The sequence below is a fragment of the Paenibacillus sp. CECT 9249 genome, from assembly GCF_918697855.1.
Classification (GTDB): Bacteria; Bacillota; Bacilli; order Paenibacillales; family Paenibacillaceae; genus MSJ-34.
This window is the reverse complement of sequence record NZ_CAKKLI010000003.1, coordinates 65,790-82,372: the sequence shown is the minus strand read 5'-3', so window position 1 is coordinate 82,372 and position 16,583 is coordinate 65,790. Positions and strand designations below refer to the sequence as shown.

Below are 16,583 nucleotides of genomic sequence, written 5' to 3'. Positions count from 1 at the left end.
TTTTACGGTGTATTTACAAAATGAAAAGCGGGGCCGGATAATCTTTGAATCGTAAATTGTCTAAGCTCCGGCTCGACTCCGATTTCCTCCAAAGCTTCCTCCATACAGCCTAGCCATGCTTCAGCCCGTTCCTTCGTCACTTCGAAAGCGAGATGTCTCGCACGCATCATCGGATGGCCGTATTCGTCGGAATACAGCGACGGTCCGCCGAAAAATTGCGTCAAAAACATATACTGCTTCTCCATCACCGGGTTAATATCCTCCGGAAACAACGGTCCTATCAAAGGATGCTTCTGCACTCGCGGGTAAAAAGCTTCGACTAGACGGCGTACAGCAGGCGCGCCGCCCAGCGCTTCGTAAATCGTACCGTATTTGCTCATCGTTTCTCCCAGCTTTCCATTATGTTATGAATAGAACGCTCTAAGAGGCAAATTTATTGAACACAGTTCTATTCGCTCTATATTAGTATACCAAAAAATTAAGAAAAAGGCCTAACGGTATCCTTTACGTTCGTTCAACTGAACCCCTATCGACGGAGTTATGCTATAATTCCCATAACATCGTTTCGAGCTAGACAGTAGGACATACAGAGGGGAAACCAATGAAGGAAAAAATACTGATTGTTGATGATGAACCGGAAATCGTGGAGTTTATTCAAGATGCGTTGACAGACGAAGGTTATGATGTGATCACAGCTTTGAATGGGGATCAGGTATTCGAACTGTTGGGAGCCAAACCGGATCTGATCATACTCGACGTAATGATGCCTGGGCTTGATGGATGGGAAGTATGTCGGGCGATTCGCGGACTTGTCGCTTGTCCGATTCTGTTCCTAAGTGCAAGGCAAAGCGAAGAAGATCGCATTCAAGGGCTGATGGTCGGCGGCGATGACTATTTGCTCAAACCCTTCAGCATCAAAGAGATGAAAGCGCGAATTCGCGCGCACTTGCGGCGTGAGCAAAGAAACGGCATGGGCCGGACCCGTTCGATTATTCACTATGGCGAATTGACGCTGGATGCTGGGAGCTATCAAGTATTTATACGAAATCGCCAGGTGCCGTTAACCGTCCGCGAGTTTGAAATTGTCCAATTTTTACTGATGCATCCGCACCAGGTTTTTAGCAGGGAGCAAATTTATGAAAAAGTATGGGGTTTCGATGCAGAAGGAGATTCAAGTACCGTCACGGAACATGTTAAAAAAATCCGGGCGAAATTAACCGAGTTGGCACCGGATCAAAGCCATATTTCCACCGTATGGGGTGTCGGCTATAAGTGGGGTGGGCAGTCGTGAAGAGGAACTCATCGTTTCGCAGACAATTTATATTTGCCTTAATCTTGACGCTTGTACTCAGTATGGTATGTACTGCAGCCATATGGGGGGCAAGCCTCTATTATCTCCTTTCCAATGAGGGTGATTTCCTTCGTCCGGCTAATTACTACGAACGGAAAATTCCGGAGATTATACAGTTTGCCAAACAGAATCAGGACATGCTGCTCTCCCCATCGTTCCAGCCAGAATTGGAGCGGATCATTCCGTTAGAAGTGATAAACTATCAAGTGGTTGATTTATCCGGCCAGATTATCCATGGATGGGAAGGCCGCCGCTTCTTGTCCGAACCTGGGGATATCGTACGCAAGGTGAACACATCCGAGCAATTGGACGGATACTTTATTCGTTATTTGCCCATATTGGATCAGGAGGAACGGTTATCCGGCGTCTTCGTGCTTCGATATGCCCTTAGCCTGTTATACAGCAACCAGCCGGTTGATGCGAAACTTCCTTGTTTATATTCGGAAACATGGCCGCTCCCTTCCTGTTTATTCTGCTGTTTACCATTCTGTTTGCCCACAGAATAGGCAAGCGGTTGGAGCCTCCGATCGCGAAACTGATCGATGGAGCCGCACGGATTCGCCAGAACGATCTTGATTTTACCTTGTCCGACGTCGGCGGCTCAAAGGAATTGACACAGCTGGCCAGCGCTTTCGAGGACATGCGTCGGGCGCTTCATACTTCCCTGACAACCCAATGGCAGATGGATCAGGAGCGCCGGGATATGGTGGCCGCGATTGCGCATGATCTTCGGACACCCTTGACGATCATTCAAGGCCATGTCGACAATTTGCTGGAGAGGAAAGACAAGCAAGCCGAGCGGCTGGACAAATATTTGCATACGATTCGGAAAAGCACAGACCGAGCCGTCCGATTGCTGGACGATATGAATCTTGTTTCGGAAATCGATCAGCCCGATTTTATTCTGACTAAACGGCCGATTGACTTGATGGCCTTCTGTCAGGAAAAAGCGGAGGAATACCAGATGATGTGCGCAGCTAAACGGATCGATTTTCAATCGTCGTTTCATATGTCCGATGATGATCCCGGGAGAATCGATGCCGATGTCCACCGATTGGAGCAAATGATGGATAATGTGATTGCCAACAGCATTCGGTTCACTCCTGAGGGCGGGCAGATTCGTTGGCGGATAAACATCGGACCGGAAACCGCCGTTATTGAAACGGCCGATTCCGGTCCAGGGTTTACTGAAGCTGACCTGAGCTATCTGTTCAATAAATTTTATCAAGGCGATCCTTCACGATCCGCGGCCAAAGGTCATGCCGGTCTTGGACTGTATATCGTCAAAACATTGGCGGAAAAGCACGGGGGAAGCGTTGCTGCCGGGAATCTCCCCGAGGGCGGGGCTTATGTACGGATTATCCTGAAAGTTCGGCACCCGGCCTTTTCTTGCGAATCGGTGAAATCGATAAATAAGTAAGCATCCTCCAGATCCACTCCAGCGGACCCATTTGGAATCTCCGCAGCCAGAGGGCGCTGATCGCCATTTGGCAAGCAAATAGGAATACGGACAAGAGCAGGCCTTCCAGCACGTTGAGTTTCCCGTACCAGCCCAATCCGTAACTGCAAAAGATCAGCGTGCACAGGACGGACTGCATGATATAGTTGGTGAAAGCCATCCTGCCGACATTCGCTAATGGCCGCAAGGTTTTCTCCCCTGTTTGCTTGCGGACAAGCAAGGCAAGCAGGGCAATGTAGAACAAGCCGAGCAATGGACTGCCGATCAAGTGCCTGATGACATTCAATTGATTGATTAGCCCCGAATGGGCTCGGACTAGCTCCAGTCCGACCGGCAGCAAGGTAGACACAAGCCCTATTGCTCCCGACCAGAGGCAAATCCGAATCCATACCGGTTGATATGCGGTTACATCATGAAGCAGTCTGCGCTTGGCGAAGTAAGCACCCAACAGAAATAAGCCGAGAAGCTGCGGGTAAAACAGGAGCTGGTTGCCCAGCGAAATATTCCAATCCCACACTCGCTGCTTCTGAATTTCCCCATAAGTGCCGGCCCCATAAATCATCTGATCCCGTTCAATCATTTGACCGACGTACTGCTGGAATTCAGGACTCAACTGCACAGTTCCTGCTCCTTCCCCTCCAGTGGCTAGGAGCAATACCGGAATCAGCATGATTAGCAAGACAGCCCAAATCAGCAGCGTTCTTGGTTTGCATTTGTGGAACAACAGCAGAACAAACCCAAGCAAGGCATAGTGGAGAAGAATATCCCCGAACCAGATAAACCATCCGTGAATCCATCCAAAAAGGAACAGGGCAAGCAGCCTTCGTAAATACAGCGGCACGAAACGCCTGCCTTTGGTTGCCGCCCGGTCTTTCAATAGAATCATGCCATAACCGAACAGGAAGGAGAACACAGCGATGAACTTGCCGTTAACGAATATTTCAAGAAACTTATTCGCTGCTTGGTTCCAGAAATCCGGCCACTGCTCGATCTGAAATTGAATCGCCTGTAAGGAAATAGAATAAAACGCCATATTGGCGAGAAGGATGCCCAGAATAGCCAGTCCTCTGGCGATGTCGAGAATAGGAATACGTTCCTGAGCAATAACAGGTTTCATAAAAAAATCACCCTTTCCATGATCTGCAGCCGGATTGCGTCCGAGTGCAGATTCATTGTAAGGGTGAATTCTAAAGAAATTATAAAAGTAAACTTCGACTTACGTTTAGCGTCTCGCAGGTCCGTTCATTTCGCTTTCATAATCTTCTTCCGCCGGTACGGTTAACGATTCGCGAATGACATATACGAAAGCGCATACGAGTATTCCGGCAATAATGCTCATATTCATCACTCCACGTCCATATTGTCGATCCGTTCGACATATTCCATTTCCTATAGTCTAACATAGAAGCGCTGCAATGTAAACGTTTTCTTTCCGCATTCTTTAAGGAAGCTTGACCTTCTTCAGTACTGTTTGTCCGGTCCCGGTCATAACAATAGAAGAAAGGCAGTTGAAAAATCCAAAGGAGTTATTCACATTATGTTTCCCTTACGATTATCCGCAACGCCGCTATTGACATTAATCGCCTTTTCGTTGATCGTACTCATGATCGTTTTTCCGGAATCGACATTGGAAGCTGCGGTGCGAGGGCTTGCCATTTGGTGGGACGTGTTATTTCCCGCTTTATTTCCTTTTTTTGTTATTTCGGAATTATTGCTCGGTTTCGGCATCGTCCATTTTGTCGGCACGCTGCTCGATCCGTTCATGCGTCCGCTGTTCCGCATTCCCGGAACCGGAGGTTTCGTTTTTGCCATGGGCTACGCTTCCGGCTATCCGGTCGGCGCCAAGCTGACTTTGCAATTATGGGAGCAGAAGCTTGTTACGCGCGAAGAAGGAGAGCGGCTTGTCGCCATTACGACGACATCCGATCCGATTTTTCTGATCGGCGCCGTTTCCGTCGGATTTTTCCAAGATGCGAAGATGGCTCCTATATTGGCGCTGGCGCATTACGGAGCCGGCATATTGATCGGCCTCCTCATGCGGTTTCACGGACGCGGAGCGCCTCCCACGCCGCCTGAACATGCGGGCCAAAGCGGAGAGCGGAGCAGGCTTAAGCGGGCATTCGCATCGATGCATCAAGCCCGCATTCGGGACGGGCGCAATTTGGGCGAATTGATGCGAAGCGCGCTCGAATCCTCCTTGAAACTTATCATCGTCGTCGGAGGCTTGGTCGTTTTCTTCTCCGTCGTCTTGCAATTGTTGACCGATGCGAATGCGATGCGCGGCTTCTACGCGCTCATTCGCAGTGTGCTCGAGTTGTTCGGCATGCCGCAATCGTTATCGGAGGCCATTGTTAACGGCATTTTCGAAGTGACGCTCGGAGCCCAATCCGCCGGGGAAGCAGGGGCGAATATTGCGATTCCGTTTAAAGCGGCCGTCGCCGCCTTCGTCTTGTCCTGGGGCGGATTATCGGTGCATGCGCAAGTCGTGAGCATATTAAATTCAACCGATCTCCGGTACGGGCCTTTCTTGCTTGCCCGTTTCGTTCACGGCATATTGGCGATGGCGATCGTTTTCGTATATTACGCATTGTAATCCTCGTTCAGATTGATTATGATCTAAAGAGAGTAATTTTAAGAGGTTGTTCAAAAAGTCCTCTTTTGAACAAACATTTTAAAGGAGTCGTTATTACGTTGAGATACTTCGTGCAAACACGCAGCGACAGCGTTTCGAAAGAATTGACGGACAAGTTTCACCGCCTCGCGGCCGAGCGAGGCTTGCAGTGCGACGAGCAAACCCCGGAGATCGTCGTATCCATCGGCGGGGACGGAACGATGCTGCACGCATTTCACCGTTATATCGAACGGTTGGACGAAATCGCATTTGTGGGCATACATACGGGACATCTAGGATTTTACGCCGATTGGCAAGCAACGGAACTCGAAGATTTGGTCGACCTCATGTCGGGCGTGAAGAAATCCGATCTCCTCTCGCCCCGCATTGTCAAATATCCGCTAGTCGAGCTGGAAATTCATACGGATAGCGGAGTGAGGAAATATTTGGCTTTGAATGAATTTACGGTCAGAGGCATCGACGGAACGATCGTCGCGCAAATCGATATTAACGATCAACTGTTTGAAATGTTTCGCGGAGACGGAATTTGCGTCTCCACTCCGTCCGGCAGTACCGCCTATAATAAAAGCTTGGGTGGCGCCATGCTTCATCCGTCGATCGAAGCGCTGCAGTTGGCCGAGATCGCCTCGATCAACAATAGAGTGTATCGTACGCTCGGCTCGTCGTTAATATTGCCGAATCATCATCATTGCGATATTTACCCCCGCAACGAGCAGCGCCTTTTATTAACGGTGGATCATCTGTCCGTGCCGCTCGGAAATCTTCATTATGTGCGCTGCAGCGTCGCCAAACAGAAGGTGAGCTTCGCGCGCTACCGTCCTTATCCGTTCTGGAATCGCGTGCGGCGGGCGTTCATCGGCTATGAGAATACCGAAGATTAATCCCGCCAACATATAGAAAGGGGGAGAAACTCCTTCGAGTTTCTCCCCCTTTCTCCTTACGTCGTTATTCCACTCCGGCGAGCCATTCCTGCACTTTCGCATCGTTTGCTTCGATCCATTTGACCGCAGCGTCATCCGGCGAAGTTCCTTCCTGGATATCGACCATAACAGCAGCCATATCTTCCGGCGTCCAATGGAACTGGTCGAGGAATTGGTAGGCTTTCGGCTCGTTATCCTTCAATCCTTTCCGTACGATCGTATGAATTTGTTCTTCGTCCCCGTATACGTTTTTCGGATCGTCCAAATACTTCAAGTCCATTTTGGCGAACATCCAGTGCGGCGTCCAGCCTGTAATAATAATCGGCTCTTGCTTGTCGTAAGCTTTTTGCAATTCCGTAGCCATCGCTGCGGAAGAGCTTTCGACCAAGTTCCATTTATCTTTCAAGCCGTAATCCTCCAGCGCCTTTTCCGTGGACATCATAATTCCGGCGCCCGGTTCGATGCCGATCACTTTATAATCGACGGCGGCGCCGACTTCGTCTTTACTCAAATCCTCAATGCTTTGAATATCCATATAGGAAGGCACCACTAATCCGAGCTTCGTTCCTTCCAGATTAGACCCGAGATCCTCGATTTTGCTTTCGTTTTTCTCCAAATAGCTGGCATGCGTGACAGGGAGCCAAGCGGCAACCATCGCATCGGCGCTGCCGTCCGCAACCCCGCTCCACATCGGCCCTGCATCGACTTGCAGCATTTCCACGTCATATCCTAACTTGTCTTGCAGTATATGCTTAACGACATGCGTACTGGCAATTTCGGAATCCCAGGCGACGTAAGCCAGCGATATTTTGCCGCCTTTCGCCTGACCTCCGCTTGCGCAGCCTGCTAGTACCAAACTTAACATGAGAATAAACGCCAGACCTTTCCCCCAATGTTTCTTCAATGCTCCATCAACCCTTTCTTTTTTTCTTCATCATATTTTGAGTTAATCTATCGAGAACGATAGCTAAAACAACAATCGCCAATCCCGCTTCGAAGCCGACTCCCGTCTTCGTTTGCGTCACCGCGCGGTATACGTCGGCCCCGACGCCTTGCGCCCCGATCATCGAAGCGATGACGACCATCGACAACGACAGCATAATCGTCTGGTTGACGCCGGCGAGAATCGTCGGCAGCGCAAGCGGCAGTTGCAGCTTCCACAACTTCTGCATCGATGTCGAGCCAAACGCGTTGGCCGCTTCCACCAAATCGCCCGGCACTTGGCGAATTCCTAAATTCGTCAGCCGAATCGTCGGCGGAATCGCAAAAATAATGGAAGAAATAACTCCCGGAACGACGCCCAAAGAAAAGAACGAGACTGCCGGCAGCAAATAGACGAACGCGGGCATCGTCTGCATAAAATCGAGGACGGGCGTCACAACTTTTTGAACGCTATCCGATCTCGCGCACCATATTCCGATCGGAATGCCGAACAGAACGGATATAAGCGCAGCCGTCAACACAAGCGACAAAGTTTGCATCGTATGGTCCCAATACCCCAGATTCAGCACCAAGCCGAATCCGATCAGCGTAAACAGGGCAATTTTCCAGCGGCCGATCAAATAAGCGATTGCCGTGAACAATACGATTAAAACGAGCGGATGAATTCCTAAAAAGATAAATTCAAACCATTGTACGATGCTTCCAATAATCAATTTAATAAAGCGAAATAATGGATCTACGTTATTACCGAGCCAGGTCTCGAGCGATTCGATCCAAGACCCGATCGGAATTTTAGGCATGTTCAAGCGTTCCACCTACCTCTATATCCGAGTTGCCTGACAATGCTGCCAAGACGGAACCTCTAATAATAATCCCTCTCAACCGTCTGTTCTCGTCGACGACGGCAACCGGCACTTTGGAACTGCTCATCGTATCGAAGAAGTCGTGCAGCACCGTATCCGGCGAAACCGTCGGGACATCGGTTACGATAATATCTTCCAACTGCAAACCTTCGCGTACGGCCTGCGACGCCCCGTCCGCGGTAATGACCCCGAGCAGCGATTTCGTTTTGTCCACCGCGTACAAATTGGATATGCCGAGATCGCGCATCAATTGCAGCGCAACCCGCGGACCGCGCTCGGGCGTAATCGTCTCCGGCCGAATCATGACATGCGATGCCGTAAGCACCTTGGACAAGTCTACATCCTCTACGAATTTCTCAACATAGGCGTCGGCCGGCTTCGTCATAATTTCCTCCGGCGTGCCTAGCTGCACGACCGCCCCGTCTTTCATCAAAGCGATCCGGTCGCCGATTCGCAGCGCTTCGTCCAAGTCATGCGTAATAAAGACGATCGTCTTTTTCATTTTCGTTTGAAGCTCCAACAGCTCATCCTGCATTTCCTTGCGAATGAGCGGATCGAGTGCGCTGAACGCCTCGTCCATCAGCAATACGGCCGGATCGTTGGCAAGCGCCCGGGCCAACCCTACGCGCTGCTGCATGCCGCCGCTCAACTGATCGGGATAACTGTCGGCCCAGCCTTCCAAACCGACCAGCGCCAATGCTTGAATGGCTTTTTCTTTGCGCACTTTACGCTCAATTCCTTGTACTTCGAGCCCGTATTCCACATTTTGCAGCACGGTCCGATGGGGGAACAGAGCGAACTTCTGAAACACCATGCTAATTTGCTTTCTGCGGATTTCCCGCAGTTGCTCCGCGTTTTTCTTGGTCAAATCTTCCCCGTTAATCAACACCTGGCCGGACGTCGGATCGATCAATCGATTGAACAAACGGACCAACGTCGATTTGCCGCTCCCCGACAATCCCATAATGACAAAGATTTCGCCGGGTTCAATGGAAAAACTCACTTGGTTCACCGCTACGGTCTGCTTCGTCTCTTTTAAAATCCGATCTTTAGACCACCCTTGTTCAAGCAGCGGAAGCGCGAGTTTGGGGTCGTAGCCAAATATTTTCGTTAATTGCTTTACCTCAATAATCGGCATCGTCACCCTCCTCAATGTTCTTTTGTTTAAGTTTAGAGATGTTACCGACGATCCGTCAAAACGGAGAATCCTTTGTAATCTTTGTACAGTTTTAACTTTACAAGCTTTATGTACTGTATACTCTGTTTTCCTCCCTTTTCCTTCCTTACCCCTTTCTTTACATCGAAGGATTGTTTTTTTAGAATAATGATATATAATAGGGCGTGTTCAAATAGATAGAAAAGATTAATAGCTACTTACATCCGTGGGAGGATCAATCATGAAGGAGTTCGAGGGACTCAGCGAAGAGCAAATCGGGAGAATACAAAAATCGCGCCAAAGAGTGATCGAGTCGATCGGCAAAAATATGGATCTTTACGGAGTAACCTTATCCATCGGTCACTTATACGGGCATATGTATTTCTACAACCATCCCGTTACGCTCGACGAAATGGGCGAAACGATGGGAATGAGCAAAACGAGCATGAGCACAGGCATGCGTACGTTGATGGATTTGAAAATGGTAAATAAAGTGTGGGAAAAGGGAGCACGCAAAGACTTGTACGAGGTCGACCCGGATTGGCACCAGAATTTTACCGATTATTTCTCGGTCAAATGGAGAAAAGCGGTGGAGTTAAACGCAAACGCCTTGAAGAAATCGCTGCTTGAACTGTCCAATCTTCGCAAGGAATATGAAGGGGACGAGAAGCTTGAAGCTGTGTTGAAATCCGATATTGATAAAATCAATGAAGCTCTGAATTATTACCGCTGGCTGCATCGATTAATCGATTCCTTCGAAACCGGAGAAATCTATTCCTTTATCCCGAAAGAAGCGGCTGCAACCGATTAGCGCCTCTCTATTATAAAACCCCTCGTTTGTTGACTTTCGTCAGCATGCGAGGGGTTTCTTGTCGGTTACGATCCGCCGTTCGGCCGCGGTTCGCGGTTTTTCTCCAGGACGAAATACGCGCAGCCGAAGTTGCAGTATTCGTTAATGTAATCGACGATTCCGGATATGGCCGTGTCTTTGGACGCTTTCGGATGATTGTCGCGAAAGAACCCTTTCAATCTCAACTGATTATATCCCCAATCGCCGATAATGTAATCGTAACGGTCAAGCACATCGCTGTACCGGTCGCGGAACGCTTCCGGATTCCAGCCGTTTTTATGATCCTGAACCAGTTCATATGTTTTGCCGGATACATGTATCAACATGAACACAACTCCCCAACATCAAATTACGAGAGGTTGTTCAAAAAGCCCGCTTTTGATCGCGAATAAAGTTGACTTTATGAACGCGTATTACAAGAAAGGCGCTTCTATGGCAGATACGAACCTCAACTTAACTTATCGCACAGAAGCCGCATGATTAGCCTGCAGCGTCTTCGACGCCGATTTCACTTGCTCATGCGCATGATAGGAACTGCGAACGAGCGGTCCGGATTCGACATGGCTGAATCCGCGCCGCAGCCCTTCTTCCTTCAATGTCGCGAATTCTTCGGGCCGGTAATATTTCTCGATCGCCAAATGCTTCTTCGTCGGCTGCAAATATTGGCCGATCGTCAAAATATCGCAGTCGACCGCGCGCAAATCGTCCATCGCCTGCAAAATTTCATCCCATTCTTCGCCGACGCCGAGCATGATGCTGGATTTGGTCGGAATTTGCGGCTGCATTTGTTTCGCACGCTGCAGCAGTTCAAGCGAGCGGCGGTACTTCGCCTTGGCCCGAACCCGGTCCGACATGCGCTCCACGGTCTCGATATTATGATTCAGGATGTCCGGCTTCGCATCCATCACGACGCGAAGCGCATCCCAATTCCCCATAAAATCGGGGATGAGAACTTCCACGCTGCACAAAGGCAGTTGGCGCCGCAACGCCTTAATCGTCTCGGCGAAAATCGCGGCTCCGCCGTCCTGCAAATCGTCGCGTGCGACCGACGTCACGACGCAATGGCGCAGACCCATCTTCTCCGCGGCATCGGCCACCCGCTCCGGCTCCTGCAAGTCAAGTTCCGTCGGCATGCCCGTGTTGACGGCGCAAAAACGGCAGGCGCGCGTACAAATATCGCCCAAAATCATAAACGTTGCCGTACGGTTCGCCCAACATTCGTAAATGTTCGGACAACGCGCTTCTTCGCATACCGTATGCAATGTTTTGGAACGCATCATATTTTTGATCTCGTTATAATTATCGCCGGTTGTCAGCTTGATTTTGATCCAATCCGGCTTGCGTTGTGTATCGTCCACAGCCATCTCCACGCCTTCTTTCGTCAGTATCGCTCTAGCAAGATTGCCATTATTATATCATGAATGACGAATGATTAGAAAGCGCCGGTTCGGCTTATGCCGTAATCATGCGCAGTACCGCGGATTACAGCTTCAGTATCGCCCGCGATATCAGCTTTCGCCGTTCCTGAATATAGTTTTGAATGACCAACGGTTCGTTTTCGTATACGTACAGCGGCCATTTCCGTCCATAATCCGCATAAATATATGGCGAAATTTCCCGGGACATTTTGTAAATAACGGGCGATATTTTGGACACGGTAAACGTCTCTTTGAGTATTTCGCGCAATATTTCTTTATATCTGACCCGCACGCTGCTAAATTGCAGCAATTTTTTCGTCAATTGATTATATCCGGTTACGCGGACCAAACTGCTTTCCACCTGTTTCCCGTAACAGTTCCGTCCCCATGTCCCCTCATAATCCCACGGAATAATGCGGTACATGTTGCGGGTTTTATGGCGATACAGGGCATAGTTTTGATCGAAACCGTCGTAGTTGCCCGTAAACACCGCGCCGGCCAGCCAGCGGAGATAATTTTCGATATCGACCTCCTTGGCCAAGAAGGAGAACAACTCCCTTCCTTTCAGCGTATTCAGCTTGTAAACGAACCGGGACAATTTGCGGGCGTCCGCTTCTTTTCCGATTTCCAGATCGTATCCTTTAAACAGCGATTGCTTTCTTTTTCCGGTTTTATAATGAAACAGGCTGAAATTGGCGTGATTGTTTACAGCAAACACCAAAGATTCCATAGGAATGCCCCGCTTCGCGAAGAATTGGCGGTTTACCGCTTCAATCTCAAGGTAAACGCCTCTGTTCACCCCATTGATCACGAGCCGGCAATGCCTCGTTTGCGGGCAGGGAACGCCGATCCATTCGAAAAATTGAAAGGAAAGCGCGTTGCGAATCATCGAAGGATCGTCGTATTCCGCGTTAAAATGAAACATTTGCGTTCCATGCAATACATCGTAGGATCTTTTGGGATACTCTCTCGTATGCCCTCCACGATACCGCAATTTCACGGTTTCCCTAATCCCTCTATTCCATAAATACGCCTTTACGTATTCAGTGCTCCATATATCCTCTTCCAGTGCGCGCTCTTCATCCTGATGGATCTCAATAAAACGGGTTGGCAAGCTCATAGGGACATCCGCCTTTTTGATGTTACGTTATGCGGGCGGGATGAATGCGGACACGGCATATGTCCCGTACTTCGCACAGCTTAAGGGGATTCGCTCCAAATCTTCTAAACCCTCGTCCAACATACTAAGATATTCATGGATTTTCGAGAGAATAGATTGAAATCTAGTACCTTTTGATGCGGTATACATATAAATAAATTACAAATAAACATCAATGACACCTTGAGGGAATCATTCGTCCAACCGGTCCATCGATGTTTGCCAAAGGCAGGTGATCGTTTATAGCATTGTTGCAGATGTATCTATCAAGCAGTGATCAACAAGCTCGTAAATCCATATTAAATGAGAGGGGAAATGTTTAAAATGGCATACCGTGCCCGTTTAACAAGTCAATCCCATAGATCTTCGAGTTCCTCGTGTTCCTCGAGATCGTCCAAATCCTCCAAATCCTCTTCCTCGAAATCCTCCAGATCATCGTCGTCATCGCATTTGAAGTCGAGATCCACTCATTCAAGTTCCACTTCGTCGAAATCGGCGGGCGTTCGCAGCTTTCTCGGCAAAGAGGTAATCATCAACCGCGGCGGACCGGATTTTATTACAGGCATCCTGAAAAAGATCGGAAGCGACTACGTGGTCGTGCTGGCTCAATCGAACAATAACAACAATAATAATAACAATAAGAACAATAATCAGGGACAGGCGCAAGGTCAGAGTCAAGGGCAAGGACAAGGAAACAATCAAAATTATTGCGAAATCGTTTATGTCCGCAATTCCCATATCAAAAGCATGAGCCTGAGCTCGCAATATTCTAAAGACTCTTATACTACCGATTACGATATTATTTCCGCATCCGATTTCAACTCGATCATGAAAAAATTGAATCATAGATTCGTGCAGATCAATAACGGCGGGCATGAAAAATTGGACGGCTTTGTCGTGCAAAGCGACGATCAATACTTGTTCTTGGTATCAGATCGCGAACCGATCAAAATCGCCAACTACCATATCAAGAGCGTCAGAGTATCTTCCAAAACGTACGGTTATACCGGAAATAACAATAACAATAACAATAATAAAAATAACAATAACAACGCAAACAATAATAACGACGCAAACGCCAACAATAAGTCCGGCTACAAATCCGGCAACCGGTCGGGCCATCGCTCCAGCAGCAGATCCAGCCGCAACAGATCCGCTTTCGATTGGGGCAGCTACGGCCGCAGAGCCGGATCAAGCAGACGAACAAGCAGACGAACAAGCAGCAGAACGAGAACGAGATCCAGAGTCGTTAAAAGAAGCGGCGCCAGAGCCTCGGCAAGAACGAGAACAAGAACAAAAACAAGAACGAGATAACATCCCGTCCTCTCCCCCAATATCCCGCAACGCCGCTCTTCCTCTCCCGTCACGATTTTCCTATCGTTATTCCTTACCGGTGCTCCTATTCTCCCCTTGTAATCCAACAAAAAATTGCGGGATTCATCATTCTCCCACCCTGATACGATGCGTTGGAACTCCACACTTCCAACGCATCTTCCAAAACGAACGAATCCATGTTGTTGAGAGGAGGTTCACAAGTGAATGAATTTAAAACTTTGCTGGGCAAACAAATCGAACTCGATATTCCCGGTAAAATACCGATGGTCAAAGGTGCGCTTGTTGACGTAGGGAGCGATATAATCGTCGTTTACAACGGCGAACAATTTCTGTACATTCCGACGTTTCATATTCATTTGATGAAGCTCGCCAAACATATTAATCCGGAATTGAACTTTATTCCCGATTCCCCGTCCCCGTTTGAAAACCCAAATGAAGAAATCTCGTATCGAAAAATTTTAATGAACGCAAGGGGAGTCTTTCTTGAGGTTTATATTACCGGAAATCAATCCATCTCCGGTTATATTACGAGCATTATGACCAATTATTTTATTTTCTACTCTCCGGTGTTTCACACCTTAATCATCCCTCTGCATCATCTCAAATATTTAATTCCGTACAATCCGAACGCAACTCCGTACTCCTTGAGCCAAGACCATTTCCCGCTCATTCCAACCAATATGTCCTTGTCCCGATCCTTCGACCAGCAGCTCAAAAAATTGGAGGGAACTTTGCTCGTTCTGGATTTAGGGGACAACCCTCATAAAATCGGGGTATTGAAAAAGGTCGAGAACAGCAGAGTCGAGTTGATCACCGCAAACGAAGAATCCGTCTATCTTCATATCGATCATATTAAGACGGTCCATTTGCCTTAAAAACGCGCTGCTTGCGCGAATCATAAATCTATGATGAGGAAGGAAGGGTGATTTATGTTCATTACACTGATCGCTTTTACGATATCCGGCGTTGCGATCTACTATCTCATTAAACCGCCCGCGATTGCCAGTATTCACTCTTATCATGCTGAAAGCGCCGATGAAGCGTCCCCAGACCCTGCATTGCGCGAAACCGAACTTTTGCAACATTAACGCCTGGCTGCAAAGGAGAATGAGTAGATGCATGGGTCCGCTATGGTAACGCTAACGGTCATTTCCTTTTTCCTCACGCTCGTGCTTATTCTGTGGCGGCCTCGCGGCTTAAATGAAGCCATTCCCGCCATGGGCGGAGCGATCCTTGTTATATTAAGCGGGAGCGTTTCATGGTCCGATCTGGTCACGATCGGAGATACGGTCAGTGGCGCCGCCATTACCATTATGTCGACGATCGTCATGGCGATCATATTGGAAAGCTTCGGTTTCTTCACCTGGGCCGCTGAAGGATTGGCCGCAAGAGCGAAAGGCTCGGGAATTCGCCTGTTCTGGTACGTGAACCTGCTATGTTTTCTAATGACGCTTTTCTTTAACAACGACGGAAGTATTCTAATAACGACTCCCATTCTTTTAATTTTGCTGAAAAACCTCGGTCTGAAAAATAAACAAAAAATACCGTATTTGCTCTCCGGGGCGTTAATCGCTACCGCTTCGAGCGCGCCGATCGGCGTCAGCAACGTCGTCAATCTGATCGCTCTGAAAATCGTGGATATGGATTTATACAAGCATACCGAAATGATGTTTATCCCTTCCACGCTCGGATTATTGTTCCTGCTGTTCATCATCTTCTTGCTCGTACGCCGGGAACTGCCCGGCAAACTCCCCTCGGCTTGGAGAGGGATTCATCCGGATCCTAGATCGCACCCGTTAAAATCGCATTCCCCCGCCGTTGCGAAAATTAAAAATCGCTCGAGATTTATGCTGTATATTCTGCTGTTCGTATTCAGCGTACGCGTCGGTTTATTTGTCGCTTCCTTTGCCGGAATACCGGTTTGGGTTGTGGCGGTTATCGGGTCCGGGCTGCTGCTCGGCTGGAGATGGCTCTATCTCAACATTTCGCCGGCCGACATGATCAAAAAGACGCCTTGGCATATTCTCATCTTCTGTTTCGGGATGTATGTGATCATTTACGGATTGCATAATATCGGTTTAACCGAACGGCTTATTTCCATCTTTCAACCGATCGTCTCCGGAAATCTTCTCAATGCCAGCCTCTCGATGGGCAGCTTAATCAGCGTTATGTCGATATTATTCAACAACCATCCCGCTTTGATGGTAGGGACGCTTACGTTAACGAATATGGGACTCGATCCGCTCACTTTGAAAATCGCCTATCTTGCCAATGTGATCGGCAGCGACATCGGATCATTGCTCCTCCCGATCGGTACTTTGGCATCGTTAATGTGGATGCATATCTTGAAACAGCATCATGTGAAAATCAACTGGCAAGATTATATCCGCGTTACCTTTATCGCGATTCCGCCAACGGTCATTTTCACGCTGGTTGTGCTCTATTACTGGGTTTCGTGGCTGTTCTAACCCGATTCTCTATGCAGCCCCGGTCTTCTG

The 16,583-nt window shown here is 48.6% G+C and carries 18 protein-coding genes; 10 read left to right on the top strand and 8 right to left on the bottom strand.

From position 1 onward, the window contains the following. Nucleotides 1–2 precede the first annotated feature (2 nt). Nucleotides 3–380 (bottom strand): globin, encoded by a 378-nt coding sequence (locus tag LQ229_RS03855; RefSeq protein WP_216537171.1) that lies wholly within the window; start codon nt 378–380, stop codon nt 3–5. A 221-nt stretch (nt 381–601) separates the two neighbouring features. On the opposite strand from LQ229_RS03855, the gene LQ229_RS03850 reads away from it, so the two are divergent. From LQ229_RS03850 to LQ229_RS03840, 3 genes are read left to right on the top strand one after another with little or no spacing between them, the layout of a single operon-like run. After that, a complete protein-coding gene (locus LQ229_RS03850) occupies nt 602–1,291 on the top strand; it encodes a response regulator transcription factor (RefSeq protein WP_216537170.1) in 690 nt (229 codons plus the stop codon). Next, nucleotides 1,288–1,857 carry a hypothetical protein gene (locus LQ229_RS03845; RefSeq protein ID WP_230191007.1) on the top strand — a complete coding sequence of 190 codons (570 nt, stop codon included), beginning with the start codon at nt 1,288–1,290 and terminating at the stop codon, nt 1,855–1,857. Before LQ229_RS03850 ends, LQ229_RS03845 begins: the two co-directional genes overlap by 4 nt. After that, nucleotides 1,800–2,771, top strand: a complete 972-nt coding sequence (locus LQ229_RS03840) for a HAMP domain-containing sensor histidine kinase (RefSeq protein WP_230191006.1) — start codon at nt 1,800–1,802, stop codon at nt 2,769–2,771. Before LQ229_RS03845 ends, LQ229_RS03840 begins: the two co-directional genes overlap by 58 nt. Here the strand turns inward: LQ229_RS03840 and LQ229_RS03835 are convergent. Further along, the gene (locus LQ229_RS03835) at nt 2,710–3,927 is read right to left on the bottom strand and encodes a DUF418 domain-containing protein (protein ID WP_230191005.1); all 1,218 of its coding nucleotides are present in this window, start codon (nt 3,925–3,927) and stop codon (nt 2,710–2,712) included. The genes LQ229_RS03840 and LQ229_RS03835 overlap by 62 nt on opposite strands. A 420-nt stretch (nt 3,928–4,347) precedes the next feature. On the opposite strand from LQ229_RS03835, the gene ylbJ reads away from it, so the two are divergent. Both ylbJ and LQ229_RS03825 read left to right on the top strand, forming a co-directional pair. Further along, entirely contained in the window at nt 4,348–5,403 is a 1,056-nt protein-coding gene (ylbJ, locus tag LQ229_RS03830) for a sporulation integral membrane protein YlbJ (RefSeq protein WP_216537168.1), read from the top strand. Between the two features lie 98 nt (nt 5,404–5,501). After that, complete coding sequence (locus LQ229_RS03825; RefSeq protein ID WP_230191079.1) at nt 5,502–6,323, top strand: NAD kinase; 822 nt, start codon at nt 5,502–5,504, stop codon at nt 6,321–6,323. Nucleotides 6,324–6,387: 64 nt separating this feature from the next. On the opposite strand, the gene LQ229_RS03820 is transcribed toward LQ229_RS03825, so the two are convergent. From LQ229_RS03820 to LQ229_RS03810, 3 genes are read right to left on the bottom strand one after another with little or no spacing between them, the layout of a single operon-like run. After that, on the bottom strand, nt 6,388–7,266 hold the full coding sequence (locus LQ229_RS03820) for a glycine betaine ABC transporter substrate-binding protein (protein WP_230191004.1): 879 nt from the start codon (nt 7,264–7,266) through the stop codon (nt 6,388–6,390). A 7-nt stretch (nt 7,267–7,273) separates the two neighbouring features. After that, complete coding sequence (locus tag LQ229_RS03815; protein WP_216537166.1) at nt 7,274–8,104, bottom strand: proline/glycine betaine ABC transporter permease; 831 nt, start codon at nt 8,102–8,104, stop codon at nt 7,274–7,276. Next, nucleotides 8,097–9,305, bottom strand: coding sequence for a glycine betaine/L-proline ABC transporter ATP-binding protein (locus LQ229_RS03810; RefSeq protein ID WP_216537165.1), 1,209 nt, complete (start codon nt 9,303–9,305; stop codon nt 8,097–8,099). Before LQ229_RS03810 ends, LQ229_RS03815 begins: the two co-directional genes overlap by 8 nt. 259 nt (nt 9,306–9,564) lie before the next feature. Here LQ229_RS03810 and LQ229_RS03805 point away from each other — a divergent pair, with 259 nt between their 5' ends. Beyond that, nucleotides 9,565–10,134, top strand: coding sequence for a GbsR/MarR family transcriptional regulator (locus LQ229_RS03805; RefSeq protein ID WP_216537164.1), 570 nt, complete (start codon nt 9,565–9,567; stop codon nt 10,132–10,134). Nucleotides 10,135–10,199: 65 nt separating this feature from the next. Here the strand turns inward: LQ229_RS03805 and LQ229_RS03800 are convergent, their stop codons facing one another. The 3 genes from LQ229_RS03800 to LQ229_RS03790 all read right to left on the bottom strand — a co-directional run bounded on the left by LQ229_RS03800 (nt 10,200) and on the right by LQ229_RS03790 (nt 12,711). Further along, nucleotides 10,200–10,499 (bottom strand): YutD family protein, encoded by a 300-nt coding sequence (locus LQ229_RS03800; protein WP_230191003.1) that lies wholly within the window; start codon nt 10,497–10,499, stop codon nt 10,200–10,202. A 132-nt stretch (nt 10,500–10,631) separates the two neighbouring features. Beyond that, nucleotides 10,632–11,537 carry a lipoyl synthase gene (lipA, locus tag LQ229_RS03795; protein ID WP_230191002.1) on the bottom strand — a complete coding sequence of 302 codons (906 nt, stop codon included), beginning with the start codon at nt 11,535–11,537 and terminating at the stop codon, nt 10,632–10,634. Nucleotides 11,538–11,655: 118 nt separating this feature from the next. Further along, nucleotides 11,656–12,711, bottom strand: a complete 1,056-nt coding sequence (locus LQ229_RS03790; protein WP_230191001.1) for a CotH kinase family protein — start codon at nt 12,709–12,711, stop codon at nt 11,656–11,658. A 489-nt stretch (nt 12,712–13,200) separates the two neighbouring features. On the opposite strand from LQ229_RS03790, the gene LQ229_RS03785 reads away from it, so the two are divergent. The 4 genes from LQ229_RS03785 (at nt 13,201) to LQ229_RS03770 (ending at nt 16,553) form a co-directional block, all read left to right on the top strand. Continuing rightward, nucleotides 13,201–14,064, top strand: a complete 864-nt coding sequence (locus tag LQ229_RS03785; RefSeq protein WP_230191000.1) for a hypothetical protein — start codon at nt 13,201–13,203, stop codon at nt 14,062–14,064. 221 nt (nt 14,065–14,285) lie between these two features. Beyond that, nucleotides 14,286–14,960 (top strand): DUF2642 domain-containing protein, encoded by a 675-nt coding sequence (locus LQ229_RS03780; RefSeq protein ID WP_230190999.1) that lies wholly within the window; start codon nt 14,286–14,288, stop codon nt 14,958–14,960. Between the two features lie 54 nt (nt 14,961–15,014). Next, a complete protein-coding gene (locus tag LQ229_RS03775) occupies nt 15,015–15,173 on the top strand; it encodes a hypothetical protein (protein ID WP_230190998.1) in 159 nt (52 codons plus the stop codon). Between the two features lie 27 nt (nt 15,174–15,200). Next, nucleotides 15,201–16,553 (top strand): arsenic transporter, encoded by a 1,353-nt coding sequence (locus tag LQ229_RS03770; protein WP_230190997.1) that lies wholly within the window; start codon nt 15,201–15,203, stop codon nt 16,551–16,553. The last annotated feature ends 30 nt before the right edge of the window (nt 16,554–16,583 follow it).